18 protein-coding genes and 2 tRNA genes are annotated in these 23,267 nt (G+C 71.5%); 7 read left to right on the top strand and 13 right to left on the bottom strand.

Annotation, left to right across the window (positions count from 1 at the left end):
• Nucleotides 1–28 precede the first annotated feature (28 nt).
• The 3 genes from ACZ56U_RS16240 to ACZ56U_RS16230 all read right to left on the bottom strand — a co-directional run bounded on the left by ACZ56U_RS16240 (nucleotide 29) and on the right by ACZ56U_RS16230 (nucleotide 2,546).
• Nucleotides 29–634, bottom strand: a complete 606-nt coding sequence (locus ACZ56U_RS16240; protein WP_059192220.1) for an ATP-dependent Clp protease proteolytic subunit — start codon at nucleotides 632–634, stop codon at nucleotides 29–31.
• 290 nt (nucleotides 635–924) lie between these two features.
• Nucleotides 925–2,313, bottom strand: coding sequence for a trigger factor (gene tig, locus ACZ56U_RS16235; protein ID WP_469084651.1), 1,389 nt, complete (start codon nucleotides 2,311–2,313; stop codon nucleotides 925–927).
• Between the two features lie 156 nt (nucleotides 2,314–2,469).
• Nucleotides 2,470–2,546, bottom strand: a tRNA-Pro gene (locus ACZ56U_RS16230).
• Nucleotides 2,547–2,676: 130 nt separating this feature from the next.
• Between ACZ56U_RS16230 and ACZ56U_RS16225 the strand changes: the two genes are divergently transcribed.
• Nucleotides 2,677–2,747 (top strand) — tRNA-Gly (locus ACZ56U_RS16225).
• A 73-nt stretch (nucleotides 2,748–2,820) separates the two neighbouring features.
• Here ACZ56U_RS16225 and ACZ56U_RS16220 read toward each other — a convergent pair.
• Both ACZ56U_RS16220 and ACZ56U_RS16215 read right to left on the bottom strand, forming a co-directional pair.
• Entirely contained in the window at nucleotides 2,821–4,962 is a 2,142-nt protein-coding gene (locus ACZ56U_RS16220) for a serine/threonine-protein kinase (RefSeq protein ID WP_469084650.1), read from the bottom strand.
• A 76-nt stretch (nucleotides 4,963–5,038) separates the two neighbouring features.
• The gene (locus tag ACZ56U_RS16215) at nucleotides 5,039–5,233 is read right to left on the bottom strand and encodes a hypothetical protein (RefSeq protein ID WP_059191782.1); all 195 of its coding nucleotides are present in this window, start codon (nucleotides 5,231–5,233) and stop codon (nucleotides 5,039–5,041) included.
• 594 nt (nucleotides 5,234–5,827) lie between these two features.
• Between ACZ56U_RS16215 and ACZ56U_RS16210 the strand changes: the two genes are divergently transcribed.
• Nucleotides 5,828–6,940: an acyltransferase family protein gene (locus ACZ56U_RS16210; RefSeq protein ID WP_469084649.1), complete on the top strand. Its 1,113-nt coding sequence runs from the start codon at nucleotides 5,828–5,830 to the stop codon at nucleotides 6,938–6,940.
• Here ACZ56U_RS16210 and ACZ56U_RS16205 read toward each other — a convergent pair.
• The 4 genes from ACZ56U_RS16205 to ACZ56U_RS16190 form a co-directional block, all read right to left on the bottom strand.
• Complete coding sequence (locus tag ACZ56U_RS16205; protein ID WP_469084648.1) at nucleotides 6,937–7,407, bottom strand: HD domain-containing protein; 471 nt, start codon at nucleotides 7,405–7,407, stop codon at nucleotides 6,937–6,939. The genes ACZ56U_RS16210 and ACZ56U_RS16205 overlap by 4 nt on opposite strands.
• Nucleotides 7,404–9,872, bottom strand: a complete 2,469-nt coding sequence (locus ACZ56U_RS16200) for an ABC transporter permease (protein WP_469084647.1) — start codon at nucleotides 9,870–9,872, stop codon at nucleotides 7,404–7,406. Before ACZ56U_RS16200 ends, ACZ56U_RS16205 begins: the two co-directional genes overlap by 4 nt.
• A complete protein-coding gene (locus tag ACZ56U_RS16195; protein ID WP_469084646.1) occupies nucleotides 9,872–10,657 on the bottom strand; it encodes an ABC transporter ATP-binding protein in 786 nt (261 codons plus the stop codon). The genes ACZ56U_RS16200 and ACZ56U_RS16195 overlap by 1 nt, the downstream gene beginning before the upstream one ends.
• Before the next feature lie 107 nt (nucleotides 10,658–10,764).
• On the bottom strand, nucleotides 10,765–11,946 hold the full coding sequence (locus ACZ56U_RS16190) for a PP2C family protein-serine/threonine phosphatase (protein WP_469084645.1): 1,182 nt from the start codon (nucleotides 11,944–11,946) through the stop codon (nucleotides 10,765–10,767).
• Between the two features lie 162 nt (nucleotides 11,947–12,108).
• Between ACZ56U_RS16190 and ACZ56U_RS16185 the strand changes: the two genes are divergently transcribed.
• On the top strand, nucleotides 12,109–13,350 hold the full coding sequence (locus tag ACZ56U_RS16185) for a GNAT family N-acetyltransferase (RefSeq protein ID WP_469084644.1): 1,242 nt from the start codon (nucleotides 12,109–12,111) through the stop codon (nucleotides 13,348–13,350).
• 51 nt (nucleotides 13,351–13,401) lie between these two features.
• On the opposite strand, the gene ACZ56U_RS16180 is transcribed toward ACZ56U_RS16185, so the two are convergent.
• Together ACZ56U_RS16180 and ACZ56U_RS16175 are read right to left on the bottom strand one after the other, a co-directional pair.
• Entirely contained in the window at nucleotides 13,402–14,208 is an 807-nt protein-coding gene (locus ACZ56U_RS16180; protein WP_469084643.1) for an Fpg/Nei family DNA glycosylase, read from the bottom strand.
• A gap of 112 nt (nucleotides 14,209–14,320) precedes the next feature.
• Nucleotides 14,321–14,806: a ribose-5-phosphate isomerase gene (locus ACZ56U_RS16175; RefSeq protein ID WP_469084642.1), complete on the bottom strand. Its 486-nt coding sequence runs from the start codon at nucleotides 14,804–14,806 to the stop codon at nucleotides 14,321–14,323.
• A gap of 183 nt (nucleotides 14,807–14,989) precedes the next feature.
• On the opposite strand from ACZ56U_RS16175, the gene ACZ56U_RS16170 reads away from it, so the two are divergent.
• The gene (locus ACZ56U_RS16170; protein ID WP_469084641.1) at nucleotides 14,990–16,396 is read left to right on the top strand and encodes an amino acid permease; all 1,407 of its coding nucleotides are present in this window, start codon (nucleotides 14,990–14,992) and stop codon (nucleotides 16,394–16,396) included.
• Nucleotides 16,397–16,488: 92 nt separating this feature from the next.
• Here the strand turns inward: ACZ56U_RS16170 and ACZ56U_RS16165 are convergent, their stop codons facing one another.
• Nucleotides 16,489–18,456 carry a serine/threonine-protein kinase gene (locus ACZ56U_RS16165; RefSeq protein ID WP_469084640.1) on the bottom strand — a complete coding sequence of 656 codons (1,968 nt, stop codon included), beginning with the start codon at nucleotides 18,454–18,456 and terminating at the stop codon, nucleotides 16,489–16,491.
• A gap of 213 nt (nucleotides 18,457–18,669) precedes the next feature.
• On the opposite strand from ACZ56U_RS16165, the gene ACZ56U_RS16160 reads away from it, so the two are divergent.
• The gene (locus tag ACZ56U_RS16160; RefSeq protein WP_469084639.1) at nucleotides 18,670–19,389 is read left to right on the top strand and encodes an LPXTG cell wall anchor domain-containing protein; all 720 of its coding nucleotides are present in this window, start codon (nucleotides 18,670–18,672) and stop codon (nucleotides 19,387–19,389) included.
• A gap of 115 nt (nucleotides 19,390–19,504) precedes the next feature.
• Entirely contained in the window at nucleotides 19,505–20,803 is a 1,299-nt protein-coding gene (locus tag ACZ56U_RS16155) for an FAD-binding oxidoreductase (RefSeq protein ID WP_469084638.1), read from the top strand.
• On the opposite strand, the gene ACZ56U_RS16150 is transcribed toward ACZ56U_RS16155, so the two are convergent.
• On the bottom strand, nucleotides 20,784–21,371 hold the full coding sequence (locus tag ACZ56U_RS16150; protein WP_469084637.1) for a biotin transporter BioY: 588 nt from the start codon (nucleotides 21,369–21,371) through the stop codon (nucleotides 20,784–20,786). The two genes, ACZ56U_RS16155 and ACZ56U_RS16150, sit on opposite strands and share 20 nt — an antisense overlap.
• A gap of 408 nt (nucleotides 21,372–21,779) precedes the next feature.
• On the opposite strand from ACZ56U_RS16150, the gene ACZ56U_RS16145 reads away from it, so the two are divergent.
• Nucleotides 21,780–23,162 (top strand): amino acid permease, encoded by a 1,383-nt coding sequence (locus ACZ56U_RS16145; protein ID WP_469084636.1) that lies wholly within the window; start codon nucleotides 21,780–21,782, stop codon nucleotides 23,160–23,162.
• The last annotated feature ends 105 nt before the right edge of the window (nucleotides 23,163–23,267 follow it).

Below are 23,267 nucleotides of genomic sequence, written 5' to 3'. Positions count from 1 at the left end.
GGGGCCCTCTCGGGCCCAGCGGTGGGGCTCAGGCCCCGGTGCCGCCGCCACCCGGCATGTTGGCGGCCGTGGTGATGACCTCGTCGATGAGGCCGTACTCCTTGGCCTCCTCCGCGTCGAACCAGCGGTCGCGGTCGGAGGCGCGGGTGATCTCCTCGAACGACTGACCCGTGTGCTGCGAGGTGAGCTCGGCCATGCGCTTCTTGGTGTGCAGCAGCCGCTCGGCGTGGATCTTGATGTCCGAGGCCGAACCGGCGAGACCGGCGGACGGCTGGTGGATCAGGATCTCGGCGTTCGGCAGCGCGAAGCGCTTGCCGGGGGTGCCCGCGCTGAGCAGGAACTGCCCCATGGAGGCGGCGAGACCCATGGCGATCGTCACCACGTCGTTCTTGATGTACTGCATGGTGTCGTAGATCGCCATGCCGGCGGTGATCGAGCCGCCCGGGCTGTTGATGTAGAGGTAGATGTCCTTGTCCGGGTCGGCGGCAAGGAGCAGCAGCTGTGCGGTGATCTTGTTGGCGATGTCGTCGTCGACCGGCTGGCCGAGGAAGATGATCCGCTCGTTGAGCAGCCGGTTGTAGACCTGGTCACCGAGGCCACCACCGATGGAAGGCTCGCCGGCGGCTGAAGGCATCAGATTCGTCACGTATCCACCTGCTCGTCTTACGACGGCGCCGGGCCGTCTTCACGTGTTCCTGCCGGGGCTGGGCAGTTTCGTCAGACTCCCCTGCCCTCGTACTCATGGACCCTAACGCGCAGGCCCGGCCGAGCCATCCCGGTTCCCGGGGTGTTCGCCGGGGGCGTAGCCGCCGTAGGCGGGAAAGGCCCCCGGGACCATGTCCCCGGGGGCCTTTCCTACGACGTACAAGGGCGCGCAAGGGCCGTACGAGGCGCTCTACGGCCTGTGCGGCGCCGTGGGCGTGATCAGCCCTCGGTCTTCGCGTCCGCCTCGGTGGCGTCGGCCTCGGTGGCCTCCGCGGCGGTCTCGTCGGCCTCGTCCTCGTCGTCCAGGTCGATGACCTCGCCGTTGGTGTCCTTCACCGTGGCGGCCTCGACCACGACGGCCAGGGCCTTGCCGCGGGCGACCTCGCCGACCAGGAGCGGAACCTGGCCGCCCTCGACGACCGCCTGGGCGAACTGGTCGGGGGACATGCCCGAGGAGGCCGCACGGCGCATGAGGTGCTCGGTGAGCTCCTCCTGGTTGACGTTCAGCTTCTCGCGCTTGACCAGCTCGTCGAGGACGAACTGGGTCTTGATGCCCTTGACCGCGGCGTCCTTGGTCTCGGTGTCGAACTCCTCGACCGTCTTGCCCTGGATCTCGAGGTACTTTTCGAGGTCGAGGCCCATCTGGCCGAGCTGGTGGTGCTCGAGGTTGTGCTTGCGGGTGTTGACCTCGTCCTCGAGAAGCTTCTCGGGGACGGGCACCTCGACGAGCTCCAGCAGCTTCTCGAGAACACGCTCCTGGGCCTGCGTGGCCTGGTCGTACTGCTTCATGTTCTCGAGGCGCTTGCGGCTGTCGGCCCTCAGCTCCTCCAGGGTGTCGAACTCGGAGGCGAGCTGTGCGAACTCGTCGTCCAGCTCGGGCAGTTCGCGGGCGGCGACCTGGGTGACCTTGACGGTGACCTCGGCCTCCTTGCCGGCCGCGGAGCCGCCCTTGAGCTCGGAGGTGAAGGTGGTCTCGCCCCCGGCCTCCAGGCCCTTCACGGCGTCGTCGATGCCGTCGAGGAGCTCGCCCGAGCCGATGGTGTAGGAGACACCGCTGGCGATGCCGTCCTCCAGCACCTCGCCGTCGACCTTGGCCTCCAGGTCGATGGTGACGACGTCGCCGTCCTCGGCGGCACGCTCGACCGGGGAGGTGGAGGCGAAGCGCTCGCGCAGCTGCTCGACCGACTTCTCGACGTCCTCGTCGGTCACCTCGACTGCGTCGACCTCGACCTCGATGGAGGAGAAGTCCTCGGGGAGCTCCAGGGACGGACGGATGTCGACCTCGGCGGTGAAGTTCAGCGTCTCGCCGTCCTTCAGCTCGGTGATGTCGACCTCGGGCTGACCCAGGACGTCGATCTCGGCCTCGTTGACGGCCTCGGTGTAGAACTTCGGAAGCGCGTCGTTGACGGCCTCCTCCAGCACGGCGCCGCGACCGAACCGCTGGTCGATGACGCGGGCCGGGATCTTGCCCTTGCGGAAGCCCTTCACCGTGACCTGCTGGTTGATCTTCTTGTACGCCGCGTCGAGGCTGTCCTTGAGCTCCTCGAAGGGCACCTCGACAGTGAGCCGAACCCGAGTCGGGTTCAGGGTCTCCACGGCGCTCTTCACGGTTCGGTCTCCTTGTGGCTGACTTCTTGGATTGCCGGGGCCAGAACGGCTCCGGCGGGTTCGCCGCCCAGGACTACATCAGACGAGAGGCACACGGGCGCGCAGCTTGCATAGTAACCGCAGCCGAGACACGCCCCAAAAGGCGATCAAGAAAGGTGGTCGGGGTGGCGGGATTTGAACCCACGGCCTTCCGCTCCCAAAGCGGACGCGCTACCAAGCTGCGCCACACCCCGTCTGGTGCGACACGTAGGGTACATGCCCGCGGACAGTGGGGCCGCCGCATTTGCGGGGCGTGCGGTGAGGGGCCCCGACCCGCTACGATGCCTTCTGTGCCGCGGTCACCTGACCTGCGGCGCATCCTGTGCGGGCGTAGCTCAATGGTAGAGCCCTAGTCTTCCAAACTAGCTACGCGGGTTCGATTCCCGTCGCCCGCTCTGTACGACTCAGGGCCAGGCCGGAGGTTCATTCCTCCGTCTGGCCCTGATCGTTTTCCAGGGGTCACAGGGGTCACAGGTCGCGTACGTCCACCGTGTACACGGAGCGCAGGCCGTAGGGGACGTACAGGGCGTCGCCGACCAGGGTGAGGGGGGCGCCGGTCGGGGGGCCCTCCACGGCGCCGTCGTCGCGGCCCGGGAGGGTGCTGTCGACCTCGCCGTCGGCGCGGTTCACGGCGGCGAGGCGGCCGCTCGGGGACGCCACGTACAGGTGGGTGCCGGAGACGGTCGGGGGGCCCGACTGCTCGACGCCGGTGTTGCTCGCCCAGGCCTGGCGGCCGGTGGCGGGGTCGACCGCGCGGATGCCGCCGTTGGTGAGGGTGAAGTAGAGGGTGCCGCCGGCGAGGGTGGGGGTGGCGGCCTCGGGCTGGGCCTCGGACAGCTTCACGGTCGTCATGACACGCGTGGCGATGTTGATCAGGGTCAGGGTGCGGTGGGCGCCGGTGGTCCTCATCAGCACCAGGCGGCCGTCGTGGTGGCCGACGATGTTCATGTCGCCCTTGACCTTGACGGTCCAGCGGGGTCTGCCGGTGGCGGGGTCGAGCTGGGAGACGCTCGTGGTCTCGATCTCGTCGGAGGTGTACCTGCCGCTGAGCAGGTAGGCCTGGTCACCGACGCTGTGCAGCAGGCACAGGTACCGCGCCGGGTCCGGCAAGGGGCGCTTCCAGCGGACCCTGCCGTTGTCCGCGTCGAGCAGGGCCAGCTGGCTCCCCGTCCTGCCGTACACGGATACGACGCCCTCGGGCACGGCCGCCGAGGCGCCCTGGTCGCTGCTCGGTTCCGTGCCGTCCTCGCTGTCGGCGGTGACCGTCCTCCAGATCACCTTGCCGGTCTCGGCGTCCAGGGCCTGGACCGTGTAGCGGGTCAGGTACGAGGTCGCGTCGGCGTCGGGCCGGTCGTCGGCGCCGTAGACGTACACCCGGCCCTCGCGGGTGCCGATGATCGTGCCGCCGCCGGAGCTGCTGCTGCTGAAGTCCTCGTTGTCGGCGGTCGGGTCGATGGGCAGGGCCCAGGTGTTCTTGCCGTCCGCCAGGGCGAAGCGGGTCGCCATGATCTCGTCGCCCGCGCAGACGAGGGACGTGCCGGTGGCGGCGCAGCGGTTGAAGAGGGTGCTGGGGCCCAGCGGGTCCTTGTCGACGCTCGGGTCCTTCGACCGTGCGTGCCAGGCCTTCCAGCCGGCCGGGAGGTCGCCGGGGGGCGCGGGGTCGCGGGTGAGGGCGAGTGTCGTGGTGACGGCGGCCGCGAGCGCCAGGGTGCCCGCCGCGGTGACCAGCCACAGGCGGGTGCGACGGCGGGGCCCGCCGGTGCCGGCCACGACCGTCGGCGTGTCTTCCGCGGTCGGCCAGTCGCCGTCCTCGAGCAGGCGCAGCAACTCGTCGGCCGTGGGGCGGGACTTGGGTTCCTTTTCCAGACAGAGGCGGATGAAGGGGAGCAACTCGGCGGGGACGCCGTCGAGTTCGGGGGTGCCCTCGACCACGCGGATCGCCGTCTCGTACGGGCTCGGGCTGTCGAAGGGGCCGCGGCCGGAGGCGGCGTAGGCGACCACGGCGCCCAGGGAGAAGATGTCCGCGGCCGGGCCCACGTCCTGGGGCGAGGAGAACTGTTCCGGGGACATGAAGGGCGGGGTGCCCATCACGCGGCCGGTCTGGGTGAGGACGTCGGAGGCGGCGAACTCGGCGGCGCGGGAGACGCCGAAGTCGATGACGCGGGGGCCGTCGTCGGCGAGCATCACATTGGCCGGTTTCAGGTCCCGGTGGACCACTCCGGCGCGGTGGATGTCGCGAATGGCCTCGGCGAGGCCGGCGGCCAGGTCCCGCAGCCGGGGCAGCGGCAGCGGGCCGTTGTCCTGGATGTGCACGCCGAGGTTGGACCCCGGTATGTAGAGCGTGGCCATCCAGGGGCGCGGCGCGTCGGCGTCCGCGTCCACGACGGGGGCGGTGAAGGCGCCGCTGACCTGGCGGGCGGCGGCCACCTCACGGCGGAACCGGGCGCGGAACTCGTCGTCGTCCGCGTACTGGCCGTGCACGACCTTGATCGCGAGGCGCCGGCCGGAGGCGGAACGGGCGAGGTAGACCACGCCCATGCCGCCGCTGCCCAGGCGGTCCTCGATGCGGTACCCGCCCACTTCCGCCGGGTCCGAGTCGCGCAGCGCCATCCCCGTACGCCCCCTGTTGTCCGCCTCCGGCCCCCGTGACCGGACGGATCAGCCTAGTACCAGGGGCCGAAGGGGGTCAGAACTGGATCGAGTTGATGGTCTCCGCTATCGAGTTGAGGAAGCGCTGGATGTCGTCGGCCATGCCCGTCGAGGCGAGGAAGAAGCCGAACAGCACGGCCACGACGGCAGGTCCGGCCTTGAGGGATCCGCCACGGATCAACACCACCATGATGATCGCCAACAGCAGCACCACTGACAGCGAAATGGCCACAACTGATCACACACCCTCGGTCGGTCCGCTCCCGGCCCGGGGATGCCGGCCCCGCGCACCCCCGCCAGAACCATCGTGCCACCAACCAAGCCGCTGTATGCGGCAGGTGATGCATCGTTGACCACAGGTGTGCTCGATCTGTGGGGCGCCGTCCGGCCGCGCGGGCCAACCGCCGTGTTCCGCACGGCAATTCGAGAGCGTGTCCGCCTGTCGCCCGCACGAGTAATTCAACAGGATCGTTTCGCTCTCCACACAACCTGTTCGCAGGGAATTCGAATAGGCGCCACGGCCGCCGGAAGCGGACATTCCACCGGAGTCGGCTGCTGGTCTTATGCCCTATTTAGTCGGGATGAATCCCACCAAGTTGGCGCTTGCCGTGGCAACAATCCTTACCATCCTGGTGTGTTGACCGTCACGTTCCGGGGGCGTCAATCGCGCGATTTCCTGGGCATCCGAAGCGAATACCCAGGACCGACCTCGCAGGTTTTACGAATACCCACAGTCAAGGCTAGGGTGCCTCAGATGTTCCACGCTGCCTCGTCCCCCGCACGCGGCAGAGCGCCGCTCCCCCCTGCAAGGCCGTCGGCAACGGGAGTGCCGAGTCCGCGCTCGCCCCTCAAACAGCAGACCGAACAGCCGGCCAAGCCCGCCGGCAAGCAGCGCGACGCCTTCTTCGACAACGCCAAGTACCTGGCGATCGTGCTGGTGGCCGTCGGTCACGCCTGGGAACCGCTCAAGGGCGACAGCCGCGTGCTGGAGGCCGCGTACACGGTCGTGTACTCGTTCCACATGCCGGCGTTCATCATCATCTCCGGGTTCTTCTCCCGCAGCTTCGACATGCGCCCCGACCGGCTGCGGCGGCTGATCACCGGCGTCGCGGTGCCGTACATCCTCTTCGAGACCGCCTACGTCGTCTTCGAGCGGGTGGCCGGGGACGACCCCGGCAAGGACATCAGCCTGCTTGACCCCTGGTACCTGACCTGGTTCCTGTGCGCCCTGTTCGTCTGGCGGATGGCCACGCCGATCCTGAAGACGGTCCGCTGGCCCCTCCCCCTCGCGCTCGGCGTCGCCATGCTGGCCTCCGTCGCCCCGTCCATCGGTGACGACCTCGACCTCCAGCGGGTCCTGCAGTTCCTGCCCTACTTCGTGCTGGGCCTGTGCATGAAGCCCGAGCACTTCCACCGGGTGCGTACCCGCGCGATGCGGATCCTGGCGGTGCCGGTGTTCGCCGCCGCGCTCGCGGTCGGCTGGTGGGCGGTGCCGCGCATGAACACCGCGTGGTTCTACCACCGTGACGCCGCGCAGGAGTTGGGCGCGCCGTGGTGGGCCGGTCCGGTCATGGTGCTGGCGATGTTCGGCTGCTCGCTGCTGCTGACGGCCTGCTTCTTCGCCTGGACGCCCCGTCGGCCGATGTGGTTCACGGCGCTCGGCGCGGGCACGCTGTACGGCTACCTGCTGCACGGCTTCCTGGTGAAGGCCGGTGACTACCAGGGCTGGTTCGACCGCCCCTGGCTGCACCGTCCGCTCGGCGAGATCGCCGTCAGCGTCGTCGCGGCCGTCGTCGTCACCGCGCTGTGCACCGCGCCGGTGCGGCGGGTCTTCCGGTTCGCGATGGAGCCGAGGATGGAGTGGGCGTTCCAGCGGGACGCCGCCGAACTGGCCCGTCAGCGGCAGAAGACGGAACCTCGCGAGAAGGTCATGGCCTAGCCGACCGCTCCCGAACCGAGACCGAGGAGTGCGCGCATCCGCGTGTACTTCTCGGTCAGTCGTTTCCGGGTCTCCTCGTCGAGGACCGCGAGGCGCGCCGGATCGGCGTTGTGCGCCAGGTCGGCCTCCTTCACCAGCAGCGCGCCGGGCGTGGCGAGGATCCGCCGGGCGTACGCCTCGGGCGGCTCCCCCGCCCGCTTGGTGACGGCGAGCACGATGTCCTTCGTACGACGGCTCAGCGCGGCCTGTTCGAGCCAGTGCGCGGAGAGGGCGTCGTCCTCGACGGCGTCGTGCAGCCAGGCGGCCGCGATCTGCTCGGTGTCGCCGCCCCGGGCGCGTACCCCGTCGGCGACCGCCCGGAGGTGTTCGGCGTAGGGCCGGCCGGCCTTGTCGGTCTGGCCCTGGTGGGCGGTGCGGGCGAGGGTCTCGACCTCGGTGAGGGTCAGCGTGCGCGATGTGTCGGTCACGGCTCCAGTGTCTCCCCGCGCAGCGCGACACGGGCCGGCAGGACGGCGGCGGCCAGGCCCAGGGCGAGAACCGCCGCGACCAGCGAGCCGTACATCAGCGGCGGGATGTGGGGGCCCTGTCCCGTCAGGCCGTTCATCATCGGGACGAGGGTGGCGAGCGCGATCGCCGTGCCGAGGGCGATGCCCGCGACGGCGACCAGCAGGGCCTCCCAGCGGATCATGCGCAGCACCTGGCCGCGGGTGGAGCCGATGAGGCGGAGGGTGCCCAGTTCGCGGCGCCGGTCGAGGACCGTCATCACCAGGGTGTTGCCGGCGGCGACCGCCGCGAAGCCGCCGAGGACGGCCGCCATGACGTGGTTGGCCCAGGAGTTGAGCTCGCGGTCCATGGAGGGGGCGCTGGTGTGGTCGGCGCGCGCCAGGACCGTGCCGAGGTCCTTCAGACCGGCGCCGGTGCCGCCCTTCGTCCACAGTTCGGTGTCGAAGGCGGAGGTGACGTGGCCGGCCAGCTCGGCGCGGCCCATCGTCACCTGCGACAGGCCCAAGCCGCGCCCGTACGTCGCCACGATCCGCGGCTCGGCCTTCGTGCCGTCGGGCAGCCGGATCGGCAGGCGGTCGCCGAGGCGCACGTCCGCGTCACCGGCGAGGCCCGCGTCCACGGCGATCTCGCCCCGGCCCAGGGAGAGCCGGCCCTCCTTCACGTCCAGGTCCTGTACGGCCGCCAGAGCGCGCGTGGAGCCCGTGACGCCCTGAGCGGTGGCCGCCTGGAGCGCGCCGCCGGAGGCCGGGACGAGCACGGAGGTCTTCAACAGGCCGACGGCGGCGGTGACTTCGGGGGCGCGCTCGGCCTGTCGTACGGCGTCCGGGGCGAGGCCGGGGCCGTCGGCGGTGACGATGTGGTCGGCGGTGATCCCCTCGCGCCGCTGCTCCGCGGCGACGTGGTCCTCGCTGGTGTGCAGGAAGAGCAGCACCGAGGAGAACGCCATGGCGAGCACGATCGGGGTGATCGCGGAGGCCAACCGGCGGGAGTTCGTACGGGCGTTGGCGGCGGCGAGGACGGCGGGGGCGTCGGCGCCGCGCAGCGGGAGGCCGAACAGGGCCGCGCAGCCGCGGGCGACGAGCGGGCCGAGCAGGGCCACGGCCAGCATGAACAGCATGACGATGCCGAGCGCGGCGTTGGCCGCGTCCTCGCCGGTCGTCGAGGCCGCGAGGCCCGCGCAGACACAGCCGCCCGCCAGCGCGGCGACACCGAGCGGGGTGCGGATCCAGCCGAGGCGCAGCCGCTCCACGGACGCCTCGCTGAGGGCCTGGCCGGGTTTGACGCGGGAGCTGCGGTGGGCCGCCATGTACCCGGAGAGCAGGGCGGTGAGGAGGACCGCGCCGACCGCGGCGACGAGCGGGATCCAGGAGACGGCGAGGTCGACGGGGCGCGGCACCGCACCCCGGTCCCGCAGCTGCCCGAACCACCAGGCGGCCAGGGCGACTCCGGGCAGGCAGCCGACCACGCCGGCGACGGGGGCGACCAGGAGGGCCTCGGTGGCGATCGTGCGGCGGATCTGGCGGGGGGTGGTCCCGATGGCGCGCAGCAGGGCGAACTCGCGGCCGCGCTGCCCGACGGCGAGGGCGACCGTGCCGGCGGCGGTGAACATGGCGACCAGGGTGGCGGTGCCGCCGAAGGAGGCGCCGAGCGCGATGAGGATCTCCTTGCCCTCGTCGAGGGCGGGGTCCGCCACGGTGCCCCGGGAACTTCCGGTGTGGATCTCGGCCTTGCCGCCGAGGGCCCGGCTCACCTGGGCGGCGAGGGTCTCGGTGGGGACGCCGGGCCGGGGCAGGACGGCGATGGCGTCGATGCGGCCGGGGTGCCCGGACAGCCGTAGGGCCTCCTCGTCGGCGAACCAGACCTGGGGGGTGTCGGTGGTGCCGGAGACGCGGTAGGTCCGGGTCCCGGTGGGGGTCGTGAGGGTGACGCGGTCGCCGATGCCGGCGTGGTCCAGGACGACTTCGCCGGGGGCCGGGGCGCGGCCCGCCGTCAGGTGTTCGCGGGTGAAGGCCGTGGAGGACCAGTTGTGGGCGGTGCGGGCCCGGGTGTCGCGGGCCTGGGTCTTGCGGGCCTGGGTCTTGCGGGCCTGGGTGCGGGCTTCGGTCACCGGGAAGGTGACGTCGGCGACGGCGGCACGGGCACCCGGGGCGCCGGCCGCCTTGGCGACCAGGGCGGCGTCGAGGCGGGCGCGGTCCGGGACCGGTTCGCTGTCGGCGCTGTCGCCCTTGCCGTAGTGGGCGCGTTGGTCGGCGGCGGCCACGACCGGGGCGTTCGCGTAGCGGCCGGGCGGGACCTTCGCCCGCAGGCCGGTCTCCAGGAGGATGCCGCAGGCCGAGACGATGAGGGCGGCCATGGCGAGGGCGACGAAGGTGCCGACGAACGCGGAGGGGCGGAAGCGGAGGGCGGCGCGGGCGAGACCGTTGGGCATCAGGCCGCCGCTCCCTCGAAGGGCCGCGCCGTGGTGAGGGCGGTCATCCGGGCCGCGATCCGCTCGGGGGTGGCGCGGTCCAGGTGGTCGACGATCTCACCGGCGGCCAGGAACAGCACGCGGTCCGCCCAGGCGGCGGCGGTGGGGTCGTGGGTGACCATGACGACGGTGGCGCCCTGCTCGTCCACCGCGCGGCGCAGCAGGCCGAGGATCTCGGCGGCCGTGGTGGTGTCCAGGGCGCCGGTGGGCTCGTCGGCGAAGACCACGTCGGGGCGGGTGACGAGCGCGCGGGCGATGGCGACGCGCTGCTGCTGGCCGCCGGAGAGGTGGCCGGGGCGGCGGCGGGCCTTGTCGGTCAGTCCGACCTGGGCGAGGACCTCCGCGGTGCGGCGCCGGTCGGGGCGGTGGCCGGCGAGGCGCATCGGCAGGGCGACGTTCTGCTCGACCGTGAGGGACGGCAGCAGGTTGAACGCCTGGAAGACGAAGCCGAGGCGGGTCCGGCGCAGGGCGGTGAGCTTGTTCTCCTTCATGCCGGTGATCTCCGTGCCGCCGAGGCGGACCGTGCCGGAGGTCGGGCGGTCCAGACCGGCCGCGCACTGCAGGAAGGTGGACTTGCCGGAGCCGGAGGGGCCCATGACCGCGGTGAAGGTGCCGGGAGGAAGGGTGAGGTCGACGCCGCGCAGCGCGTGGACGGCGGTGCGGCCCCGCCCGTAGCGCCGGTGTACTCCGCGCAGTTCCACGGCCCATTCGCGCGGCAGGTCTGATTCGTTCCGGTCCCTGGTCATGCCTCGACGCTACGGAGCGCCCAAGGGCCGGGGCGATGAGGGCGGCTGGCGGATCGGGGCGGGGGTAAACCCCACCCCGGGCCCGGTGCGTACCCCTCGGGTGCCGCTCAGAGGTTCGCCGCCAGGGCCGTCGGGCCCTCGCGGCTGATCAGGAGCAGGGCGCGGTCGTCGTTGACGTCCTTGGCGACCGCCTCGATCAGGTGCCAGGCGGCGCCGTTGAAGCCGCCCGCCACATAGCGGTCGGCCTCGCCGGTGAGGCGGTCGATGCCCTCGACGATGTCGCGCTCGGAGGTCTCCACCAGGCCGTCGGTGAACAGCATCAGGACGTCGCCCGGGCGCAGGGAGCCCTTGACCGGGTCGAACTGGGCGCCGTCGTACACGCCGAGGAGGGGGCCCTCGGCGGCCTTCTCCTCCCAACGGCCGCTGCCCGCGCTCAGTTGCAGGCCCGGCGGGTGCCCCGCGGAGTAGAGCTCGTAATCGCCGGAGTCCAGGTCCAGGACCAGGTGGATGGAGGTCGCGAAGCCCTCGTCCCAGTCCTGGCGCAGGAGGTAGCCGTTGGCGGCGGGCAGGAAGGCGTGGGGCGGGAGCGAGCCCAGGAGGCCGCCGAAGGCGCCGGAGAGGAGCAGGGCGCGGGAGCCGGCGTCCATGCCCTTGCCCGACACGTCCGTCAGGACGACCTCCAGGGTGCGGCCGCCGTTGGTGCGGGCCGCGACCACGAAGTCGCCCGAGAAGGACTGTCCGCCCGCCGGGCGCAGCGCCATCTCGCGGTGCCAACCCTGCGGCAGCTGGGGGAGCTTGCTCTGCACCCGGATGCGTTCGCGGAGGTCGAAGAGCATGGTGCCGCCGCGCCGCCACGGCACACCGACCCTGCTGCGGAACTGGGCGATCAGCAGACCGAAGAAGCCGCAGGCCGCCACCACGAGCACGATGCCCGGGGTCACCCGGGACGGCCCTTCCGTGTACGGGCCCAGCCGCACCGACTCCACGATCAGCGCCGTCGCCGCCGCCGCGTACAGCCCGAGCAGGCTCGCCGGGCGCAACACCAGTCCGCCCGCGACGATCGGCAGGACCAGCGCGGCCGGGGAGCACCAGACGGAGTTGGCGAGGGTGGTGGCCGCGATCAGCGGGATCGTGACGAGCAGACCGACCAGCGCGACCCAGTCCGAGCCGTCCCCGCGGAAGTAGTCCACGGCACTTCTGCGCAGGCCGACGCGGACCCGGTGCCACTGCATCTTCCACCGGGCCGTGAACGTCTCGGCCGCCGCGCGCCGTTCTCGTCCTGCTGCCATTAGTTGGGGACCTTATCCATCGGATCAGTTGCTTGGCACGGGAGGTCCCACTTGTCCCCCGTCCGAGGTTCGACTTCACAGTGAACTTCACGGATCGCCCTCGCGCCGCCGCCCGGCGGAAATTCCCTGGCTCGCCCCGCAATGCCCTGGTAGGCATGGTCCATGGCCTCTGACTTGGTGACCGACCTGCGGGTGCTGCGGCGGGAAGAGTGGAACGAGTGGTACGACGTCCTGATCCGCGCCTTCGGCGGGGTTCCGGAGTCGACCGAGGAACGGGAGCTGTGGGACTCCCTCACCGAGACCGACCGCTCCCTCGCCGTCTGGGACGGTGACGAGTGCGTCGGCACCTCGGGGGCGTTCAGCTTCCGGCTGACCGTGCCCGGGGGTGCCTCGGTGCGGGCGGCGGGCGTGACCATGGTCAGCGTCGCCGCGACCCACCGCCGGCGCGGTCTGCTCACCGCGATGATGCGGCGGCAGTTGGACGACGTACGCGCGTGGGGCTGGCCGCTGGCCGTGCTGACCGCCTCGGAGCCCGCCATCTACGGCCGGTTCGGGTACGGCGCGGCCACCTTCCAGATCAGCGCCGAGATCGACACCCATCGGGTACGACTGTCCGTGCCGCCGGGGACGGACGACGTACGGCTGCGGTACGCCAGGCCCGCCGACGTGCTCGACGCGTGCGAGGCGGTGTACGCGCGGGTGGTGCCGGAGCGGCCGGGGATGCTGGCGCGGACCCCGGGCTGGGAGCGGCTGAGGCTGCTCGACCCGGCGAGCGACCGGGACGGGGCGTCGGCGCTGCAGTGCGTGGTCGCGGAGCGGGACGGCGAGGTCGTGGGGTACACCCGCTTCCGGGTCAAGCCGGACTGGGAGCCGGCGGGGCCGCGGGGCAGGGTGATCCTGCGGGACGTGGAGGCGCTGGATCCGGCGGCGTACGCGGCGCTGTGGCGGTTCCTGTTCGACGTGGACCTGACGTCGGTGCTGGTGACCGGGCCGCGGCCGGTGGACGACGCGTGGCAGTCGCTGGTCTCGGACATCCGGCGGTGTTCACCGCAGGTGCGGGACTCGCTGTACGTGCGGCTGGTGGAGGTGGGGGCCGCGCTGGAGGCGCGGACCTACCAGGCGCCGGTGGACGTGGTGTTCGAGGTCGCCGACGACTTCTGCCCCTGGAACGCGGGGCGTTGGCGGCTGAGCGGGGACGCGAAGGGGGCGTCCTGCGAGCGGACCACCGACGCCGCCGATCTCTCGTTGTCCGTACGGGAGTTGGGGTCGGCGTATCTGGGCGGGGTGAGCCTGGCCGCGCTGGGGGCGGCGGGGCGGGTGCGGGAGCTTCGGCGCGGGGCACTGGCCGAGGCGGCGGTGGGGTTCGGCTCGACGACCGCGCCCTGGCTGCCGCACGGGTTCTGACGGGGGCGTCGAGGGGCGGGGGGCTGCCCGGGCCGGGCGGGGTTCCGACTGTCAGGGGGTCTGGCAGGTCGGGCACCAGAAGAGGTTGCGGGCGGCGAGGTCGGCGGTGCGGATCTCGCCGGCGCAGAGGTGGCAGGGGAGGTTGGCCCTGCGGTAGACGTACACCTCGCCGCCGTGGTCGTCGACGCGGGGTGGGCGGCCCATCGCCTCGGGGGTGTGCTCGGGGCGGACGGTGTCGATGCGGTTGTTCCGTACCCCCTCGCGCATGAGGTCGACGAGGTCCTGCCAGATCGCGGCCCACTCGGCGGGCGTGACGGTGGTGCCCGCGCGGTACGGGTCGACGCGGTGCCGGAAGAGGACCTCGGCGCGGTAGACGTTGCCGACGCCGGCGATGACCTTCTGGTCCATCAGCAGGGCGGCGATCGTCGTACGGCTGCGGGAGATCCTCCGGTACGCGGTCTCGGGGTCCGCGTCGTCGCGCAGCGGGTCCGGGCCGAGGCGGTCGTGTATCGCCTGCTTCTCGGCGGGGGTGATCAGCGCGCAGGTGGTCGGGCCGCGGAGGTCGACGTACGCGGTGGGGTTCGCGAGGCGGAGGCGGACCGTGTCGGTGGGCGGGGGTGTGGGGGGTGCCCCGAAGGTGACCTTGCCGAAGAGACCGAGGTGGATGTGGATCCAGTCGGTCTCGCGGAAGGCGAGGAAGAGGTGCTTGCCGTGGGCCTCGGTGCGGGTGAGTTCGGCGCCGTCGAGGAGGTGGGCGGCGGTGAACCTGCCCTGGGGGCTGCTGACCTGGGTTCGTGTGCCGCGGAACGCCGCGGCACAGTCCTTGGCCAGGCGGTGGATCGTGTGCCCCTCAGGCACGGTGGCTCCTTCTTCGTCCGTGGGTGCGGGGACCGTCCCCGCACCCGCCGCCCCGGACGTGCGAGGGCGTCGGGACGCACCCCCGCCCTCGCGCGCCGGGAGAGCACTGCCGTTACTGCTGAGGGTGGTGGGGCGGGATCGGGGGAAGGTCGCCGGTGGTCTCGTAGGCGGACAGCATGTCGATGCGGCGGCTGTGACGGTCGTCGCCGGAGAACGGGGTGGCGAGGAAGGTCTCGACGAACTTGGTCGCCTCGTCCTGGGTGTGCATGCGGGCGCCGACCGCCACCACGTTGGCGTTGTTGTGCTGGCGGCCCAGCGACGCCGTCTCCTCGCTCCAGGCCAGCGCCGCGCGGACGCCCTTGACCTTGTTCGCGGCGATCTGCTCGCCGTTGCCGGAGCCGCCGATCACGATGCCGAGGGCGTCCGGGTCCGCGGCCGTCCGCTCCGCGGCACGGAGGCAGAACGGGGGGTAGTCGTCCTGGGCGTCGTAGATGTGGGGGCCGCAGTCCACGGGGTCGTGGCCGGCCGCCTTGAGCCAGTCGACGAGGTGGTTCTTGAGTTCGAAGCCCGCATGGTCGGAGCCGAGATACACGCGCATGGGACGAGTGTGACACGGCTGTTTCGGGGCAGCAGCCTCGGGTGTCGGCCCGGTAAAGAGACCCCCTGGCCATTCAACCTCACGAAAACCTCAAGTAACGATCCGGAATCGAAGGTTCATTAATTCATTTACCTCTGATTCATTGAATCGTCCCCGCACACCCGGCACAAAGGAACTCCCCGCATGACTGGTCTCCAAGCCGGACTGAAGAACCGCCATCTGTCCATGATCGCCATCGGTGGAGTCATCGGTGCCGGTCTCTTCGTCGGTTCCAGCTCCGGTATCGCCACCGCAGGGCCCGGCATCCTCCTGTCGTACGCGCTCGTCGGCACGCTCGTGGTGCTGGTGATGCGGATGCTCGGTGAGATGTCGGCCGCCAACCCCACGTCCGGTTCGTTCTCCGCGCACGCCGACCGTGCGCTCGGCCGCTGGGCCGGGTTCTCCATCGGCTGGCTGTACTGGTTCTTCTGGGTCGTCGTCCTGGCCGTGGAAGCCACCGCCGGAGCGGTCATCCTCAACGGCTGGGTGCCCGCCGTACCGCAGTGGGGCTGGGCCCTGATCGTGATGGTCGTGCTGACCGCCACCAACCTCGTCTCCGTCGGCTCCTACGGCGAGTTCGAGTTCTGGTTCGCCGGCATCAAGGTCGTCGCGATCGCCGCGTTCATCGTCATCGGCGGTCTCGCCGTCTTCGGCGTGCTCCCCGGCGTCGACAGCGACCAGGCCGGCCTCGGCAACCTGACCGACCACGGCGGCTTCCTCCCGCACGGCGCCGGCGCGATCCTCACCGGCGTCCTGCTCGTCGTCTTCTCCTTCATGGGCAGCGAGATCGCCACGCTGGCCGCCGGCGAGTCCGAGAACCCGCAGCAGGCCGTCACCAAGGCGACCAACAGCATCATCTGGCGGGTCGCCGTCTTCTACCTCGGCTCGATCTTCGTCGTGGTGACCCTGCTGCCGTGGAACGACCCGTCCATCAAGAAGGACGGCTCCTACGTCGCCGCGCTCGACTCCCTCGGTATCGCGCACGCCGGTCAGATCATGAACTTCATCGTGCTGACCTCGGTGCTGTCCTGCCTCAACTCCGGGCTCTACACCGCCTCCCGCATGGCCTACTCGCTCGGTGAGCGCGGGGACGCGCCGAAGGTGTTCGCGAAGACCACCGGCCGGGGCGTGCCGCTCGCCGCCATCGTGGCCTCCGTGGTGTTCGGCTTCGTCGCGGTGTTCTTCAACTACAAGTTCCCCGACTCCGTCTTCCTCTTCCTGGTCAACTCCAGCGGTGCCGTGGCCCTGTTCGTCTGGCTCGTCATCTGCTTCTCGCAGCTGCGCATGCGCCGGATCATCCAGGCCGAGGCGCCGGAGAAGCTGGTCGTGAAGATGTGGCTGTACCCGTACCTGACCTGGGCGACGGCCGCGCTGATCGTGTTCGTGCTCGGCTACATGCTCACCGACACCAAGCACGACGGCCGCGAGACGGTGCTGCTGTCACTGCTGGTCGCCGCGATCGTGCTCGCCATCGCCTTCGTGAAGGAGAAGGTCGGCCGCGGCCGGACCACCGCCCCCGTCGAGGTCCACGACGAGATCAAGGTCGGCTGACCGCTTCCGCTGCAGGATGAAGGGGCCCCGCGCGCGGGGCCCCTTTTCCCGTGCCGTCACAGGTGCTCATGCCGTCATAGGTGCTCGTGCCGTCACAGGATCGTGAAACTGTCCGTGACCCTCTCGTACGTCTCCAACGCCCGCTTCTCGATGGCGGGCTGGTACCAGGTGTTGATCTGGTACGACTTGCCGTCCGCGTTGAAGCCCAGCAGCCGGGCGTGCCAGCGGGTGCCCCGCAGGGTGAAGGTGTACTCCCAGACGACGGCCGGGTAGTCGCGGAACCTGGTCTCCTCCAGGCGGATCTTCCGGTAGTCCTGCCCCTGCTGGGCGTTCTCCTCCGAGGTCCGCCAGGTCTCCATCAGATCGCCGCGGGCCAGCGAGGACTTGGCGACGAGTTCCTGTGTGCCGTCGGGCGAGGTGTAGTGCACCTCGGCGCCGGTCTTCACGTCCCGGCGCCAGTCCTCCGGGGTCGCCCAGGCGAACCCGCCGGCCTCCCGGTGCGCGCCCGGCGGCAGGCTCCGCGGCCGGGACGTGCCCTCCACGGTGGGCTGCGGGCTCCCGGAGACCGTGGCGGACGGCGTGGGTGAGTCGCTCGCCCGGTTCCCGCCGGGCGAGCCGGAGTTCACCAGCAGGACGACCGCGACGACCGCACCGGCGGTGACGGCGGCCGCGGCGGCGAGCAGTCCGGTACGGCGGCGCGGGCGCCGCGGGCCGCCCGGGCGGGCGGGACCCGGCAGTTCGCCGGGGGGCATGGCGGGCGGCGGTGGACGCACCGGGCGCTCCTCGGTCGCCGCCTCGGGACGGACCGGTGAGACTCCGCCCGGCCGGGCAGCGCCCTGTGCGCTGCCGCCGCCCGGGGTCTCGGAACGGACCTCCGAGGCGGCGGACGAGGCGGCTTCGGTCGAGGCGCTGTACGGGTCGGAGCCGGAGGCCGCGGGGTGGGCCGGAGGGGCCTGGGCGGCCGGGTGCGGCGCGGGCTCGTGGGTGGCGGGGCGTTGGGTCCTCGGGGCTGTCGCGCGGTGCTGCGGCATCGCGTCGCGCACGGCTTGCGGTTCGCGGTCCGGGCCAGGATCCCTGGGGTCCGGGGGCGGGGGGACGCGGGAGGGGTCCACATAGAACGGCGTCGGTGACTCCCCTGGTGGCCACGGGAGTTGAGGGGGCGAGGGGTCCGGGGTCGACGGCTCCGGCTCGGGCTCACCCACGAGTTCCGGTTCCGTCTCGCGCCGTACCTCTCCCCCGGTCACCCGCACCGTCGGGGTGGGCGCCGGGAAGGCCACCGGGTGCAGGGAGGTCTCCAGTTCGTCCAGGCCCGGGCGGATCTCAGGGTCCTTCTCCAGCAGGGCGGCCAGGATCTCGCGCAAGGGGCCCGCGGCCGAGGGGAGTTCGGGCTCCTCGTAGAGGACGGCGTGGAGGGTGGCGAGGGTGGTCTCGCGGGAGAAGGGGGAGCGGCCGCCGAGGGCCGCGCAGAGGGTCGCGCCCAGGGACCAGATGTCGGAGGGCGGGCCCTGCGGGCGGCCGGAGATCCGCTCGGGTGCCATGTAGTCGGGGGAACCGACGAGCATGCCGACCATCGTCAGGGCCTTCGCGTCCTGGATGGCCGCGATGCCGAAGTCGGTGAGGACGACCCGTCGTGCGCCGGCCTCCACCAGGACGTTGCCCGGCTTGATGTCCCGGTGCAGCACGCCGCGCGCGTGCACCTGGCGCAGCGCGGTGACCAGGCCGATGCCGATGCGGGCGGTCTCCAGGGGGCCGAGCGGGCCGTCCTCGGCCACCATCCGTTCCAGGGAGCGGCCGACGACCAACTCCATGACGATCCACAGGCGTTCGCCCTCGTCGACGACGTCGTAGATCCGGACGACGTTGGGGTGGTCGATCCGCGCGGTGGCGCGGGCCTCGCGCAGGGTGCGTTCACGGCGGGTGCGCGCGTCCTCGGCGTCGAGGCCGTCTATGCGCATCTCCTTGACCGCGACCTCCCGGTCGAGCATGTCGTCGGCGGCTCGCCACACCCGCCCCATTCCCCCCTGACCGATGCTCTCGATCAGGCGATAACGCCCCGTCACCACTATTCCGGGAGCCCCACCGCTCCTCGCGTTTCCCGTGTTTCCCGCATTCTCCGTGTTTCCCGGCAATCCGTCACACCCCCTCGGTCACGCACCGGTCGCCGCCTACTTCAACACAATGGTCACACTTCACGCCGTACCAGCATAGTGCGGAGAAATCTTGTGGTAGCTCTTCAAGTACTGCGAATTCAGGCGCAGCCAAGGGGGACGAACATGAGTTCTCGTCGTAGGACGACCATCGCGGGATCGCTGGTCACGGCATCTTTTTCGGCCGTGCTGATCCTTTCCACCGCCGCCGGTGCGGACGAGGGACCCGGAAGCAACAAGGGGGGAAAGGCCGTCGACGAGGCGCCGGCGGGCGTGAAGCTGACCACGCTGCTGCCCGAACAGATCTCGGTCGACAACAGTTCCGAAAAAACCGATCTCACCGCCACGGTGAAGAACGAGGGGACCAAGGACAGCGGAAAGATCCGGCTTTTGGTCGTCGGCTTCGACGGCCTGACGGTCAATAACGTTCAAGGGTGCTCCTCGATTGCCGAAAGCGATCTGCCAGAGGGCTCGAACAGCGGTTTCGCCTGCCCGATCGACAATCTCGCGGCCGGTAAGTCGAAGTCGTACGCCGTGGACGCGACATTCGATCTCGGAAAGACCGGCAAGATCTGTCTGCCGGTACAGACCGGCGACGGGAAGAAGACGTACTGGCAGCAGGGCCCGGTTCCGTTCGGTACGACGAATCCGTCGCCGAACGCCCCGGTCACCCCGCTGCTGCTCGGTACCGACAACCAACCCGTGGGACCGGGCGGCGAGAAGGAGGAACTGCCGAAAACCGGTCCGGACCGTGACGTGCTCCCGCTGGGAGCGGCGGGCGCGGCGCTGCTGACGGCCGGTGCGGCCGGGATGTGGTGGTCGACCCGGCGGCCGCGGGTGAACTGACCCGACAGCCCTGCCCGCGACAGCGGCCGCGACAGCGACAGCGACAGCGACAGCGACAGGGCCCGCGTAACGACGGGGCATAACCTGACGGAAGCTGTCAGGTTATGCCCCCAGCATGTGGTCCATGAACAGCCATGCAGCGCAGGAACTCACCACCTTCCAGACCGGGTTCGCCCAGCGGCCCACCCGCCTGGTCGCCGCCCGCCGCGCCGACGACGTCGTGGCCGCCGTGCGGGACGCCGCCGCCGAGGGGCTGCCGGTCGCCGTCCAGGCCACCGGTCATGGCATGCCGGGGCCGCTGGAGGGCGGGGTACTGGTCTCGACACGGCACATGGACGGGGTGCGCGTCGACCCCGTCCGCCGCACCGCACGCGTCCAGGCGGGCGTCCGCTGGGGCCAGGTCGTCGAGGCCGCCGCACCCCACGGGCTCGCCCCGCTCAACGGCTCCGCGCCGGGCGTCGGTGCCGTCTCGTACACGCTGGGCGGCGGACTCGGCATCCTCGCCCGGGAGTTCGGCTACGCGGCCGACCATGTCCGTTCCCTGGACGTCGTCACCGCCGACGGCCGGCTCCGGCACGTGACCCGGCGGTCCGCGCCCGACCTGTACTGGGCGCTGCTCGGCGCCGGGCACAGTTTCGGCGTCGTCACGGAGCTGGAGATCGACCTCGTCCCCGTGCGGACGCTGTACGGCGGTGCGCTGGCCTTCGACGGGCGGGTGGTCGACCCGGCGGCGGCGCTACAGGTGTGGGAGGCGTGGACGCGGACCGTGCCGGACGGGCTGACCTCGTCCTTCGCCGCCGTACCGTATCCGGACCTGCCGGCGTTGCCGCCCCGGATGCGCGGGCGGTACGTCGTCTCCGTACGCGTCGCGTACACGGGCTCCGACGGGGAGCGGCTCGTCGCGCCGCTGCGGGAGATCGGGCCGGTGCTCACCGACTCGCTGCGCACGATGCCGTACGCCGAGAGCCACACCATCCACAGCGACCCGGACGTCCCGCACGCGTACTACGGGGACAGTGCCGTGCTGAGCGAGCTGGACGTCGCGCGGGGCGCCGAGGTGCTCCGGCGGACCGGGCCGGAGGCAGGCGTCGGCGCCATGGTCGTCGTACAGGTCAATCACCTCGGTGGGGCGCTCGCCGGGCCCGCGCCGAACTCCGTGCCGTGGCGTCAGGGGGCTTTCCTGGTGCGGCTGTTGACCATGGCGGACCGGGAGACGGCGCGCGCGGTCCTCGATCCGGCCTTCGCGGCGCTCGCGCCGGTGACGCTCGGGCGGGCGGTCAACTTCGCGTTCGGGGCCGGGGACCGGCGCGAGGGGCTGTACGACGCCGGGACGCGCGAGAGGCTCGCCGGGCTGAAGTCGTCGTACGACCCGGCGAGCCTCTTCAGGGACGACGTCAGCGCTCGTCGCGGTTGAGGAGCTTCCAGGCGGTGGGCAGCAGGCCCATGGCCAGGGCCGCCTTGAGGGCGTCGCCGATCAGGTAGTTGGTGAGGCCGACGTCGACGGCCCCCGAGAGGGACAGGTCGGCGGCGTAGGCCAGGTACGGGACGCCGACGGCGTAGATGATCGCCTCGCCCAGCAGCATCGCGCCCGCGGTGCGCCACACCGAGCGGTCGGCGCCGCGGCGGGCCAGGGCGCCGACGACGGTCGAGGCGAGGATCATGCCGAGGATGTAGCCGAAGGAGGCGGCGGCCGCGCCGGAGCCGCCGTCGGCGAACCAGGGCACGCCCGCGACGCCCGCGACCGCGTAGAGGGCGAGGGAGAGGAAGCCGCGGCCGGCGCCGAGCGTCATGCCGACGAGCAGGACGGCGAACGTCTGGCCGGTCACCGGCACCGGGGAGCCCGGCACGGGCACCGCGATCTGGGCGGCGAGGCCGGTGAGGGCGGCGCCGCCGAGCACGAGCGCGGCGTCCCGGACACGGGAGGCCGGAAGCAGGTCGGCGAGGACCTGACCGGGGCGGACGGGGGCGACGGCGGTGCTCATGGGGACTCCGCGAGGGTATGAACGGTGAGGACATCGCGACGCTATCCCGGGGTCCTCGCGCCGATCACCGTCAGCGCTCGACAAAGGCTGGAGCGGCGGTTTGGTGGGCTCCGGACAAAGGGTGGTGGTGACACCGGGCAGGACGTGACACCGGTCACTGAGGCCGGGACGTTTCGCTCACGTGTCTCGTGTGAACCGCGTCTGTAGGGTCCCACCAAACGGGTCGCCGGGCGGGACCTCGGTGTCCCGGTCGGTGTCGAGCGCGACGCGTCCCGTGCGGGAGCGTGGCCGGGTAGTCACACAGGGTCGCGGAACCGTCCGCATACTGGGCGGTCGATCCCTCTGAGCGGAGAGGCTGCCCAGACTGTGGGCGTTTTTGCCATCTCACGCATTGGACGAACCACGCCCATGCCCAGCACCACCCAAGCCCCGACACCCCCCGAGTCGGACGCCGCCACCCTCTCCCACGGACTCAAGCAGCGCCATCTGTCGATGATCGCCCTCGGGGGCGTGATCGGCGCGGGGCTGTTCGTGGGCTCCGGCAGAGGGATCGCCGCCGCCGGGCCCTCGATCGTCGTCGCCTACGTCCTGTCCGGTCTCCTCGTGATGCTGGTGATGCGGATGCTGGGCGAGATGTCGGCCGCGTACCCCTCCTCGGGCTCCTTCTCCGCGCACGCCGAGCGGGCGATCGGGCCGTGGGCGGGCTTCACCGCCGGGTGGTCGTTCTGGGTCCTGCTGTGCACGGCCGTGGGTCTCGAGGGCATCGGCGCGGCCGAGATCGTGTCGGGGTGGCTGCCGGGGACTCCGGAGTGGGCCTGGGTGGCGCTGTTCATGGTCGTCTTCTGCGCGACGAACCTCGCCGCGGTGCGCAACTTCGGCGAGTTCGAGTTCTGGTTCGCGGCCCTGAAGGTCGGCGCGATCAGCCTGTTCCTGGTGCTGGGCGTACTGGCGATCGCGGGGGTGCTGCCCGGCACGGACTCCCCCGGCACCGGCCATCTCGCACCCTTCCTGCCGAACGGCGGCGAGGGGCTCGTGATCGGCATCCTCGCCTCCGTCTTCGCGTACGGCGGCCTGGAGACGGTCACCATCGCGGCGGCCGAGTCGGAGGACCCCGTCCGGGGCGTGGCGAGCGCGGTCCGCACCGCGATGTGGCGTATCGCGCTGTTCTACATCGGCTCGATGGCGGTCATCGTCACCCTCGTCCCCTGGGACTCGAAGGCGGTCACCGACAAAGGCCCCTACGTCGCCGCCCTGGACGAGCTGGGCATCCCCGGCGCCGGGCAGCTGATGAACGTGGTCGTGCTGGTGGCGCTGCTGAGCGCGATGAACGCCAACATCTACGGCTCCTCACGGATCGCCTACTCGCTGGTCGCGCGCGGCCAGGGGCCCGAGGCGCTGGGCCGGGTCTCCGGTGGCGTGCCCCGCGTCGCGGTCCTCGTCTCCTGTGCCTTCGGCTTCGTGTGCGTGGGCCTGAGCTACTGGCGTCCCGACGACGTCTTCTCCTGGCTCCTCAACATGATCGGCGGGGTGATCCTGGTCGTCTGGGCCTTCATCGCGGTGTCCCAGCTGCGGCTGCGCGGGCGGCTGGAGCGCGAGGCCCCGGAGCGGCTGACCGTGCGGATGTGGGCGTTCCCGGTGCTGACCTGGGTGGCGATGGCGGGGATGGCGGCGATCTTCGTGCTGATGGCCCGGGAGCCGGGCACCCGGGTCCAGCTGTACTTCACCGGCGGCATGACGGCCGCGCTGGCGGCCCTCGGGTACGCCTGGCAGCGCCGGCGTGCCGTGCGCTGACGCGCCGGACGGCCGAAAGCCCCCGTGTGATCCACACGGGGGCTTTTTGCTGTTAGCTTGTTATTGCAAGCTACTTGCAACAAGATCTCGAGGGGACCCGCCGCC

It is taken from the genome of Streptomyces sp. NPDC034103 (genome assembly GCF_055575395.1).
This window is presented reverse-complemented; position numbering and strand designations above follow the sequence as displayed.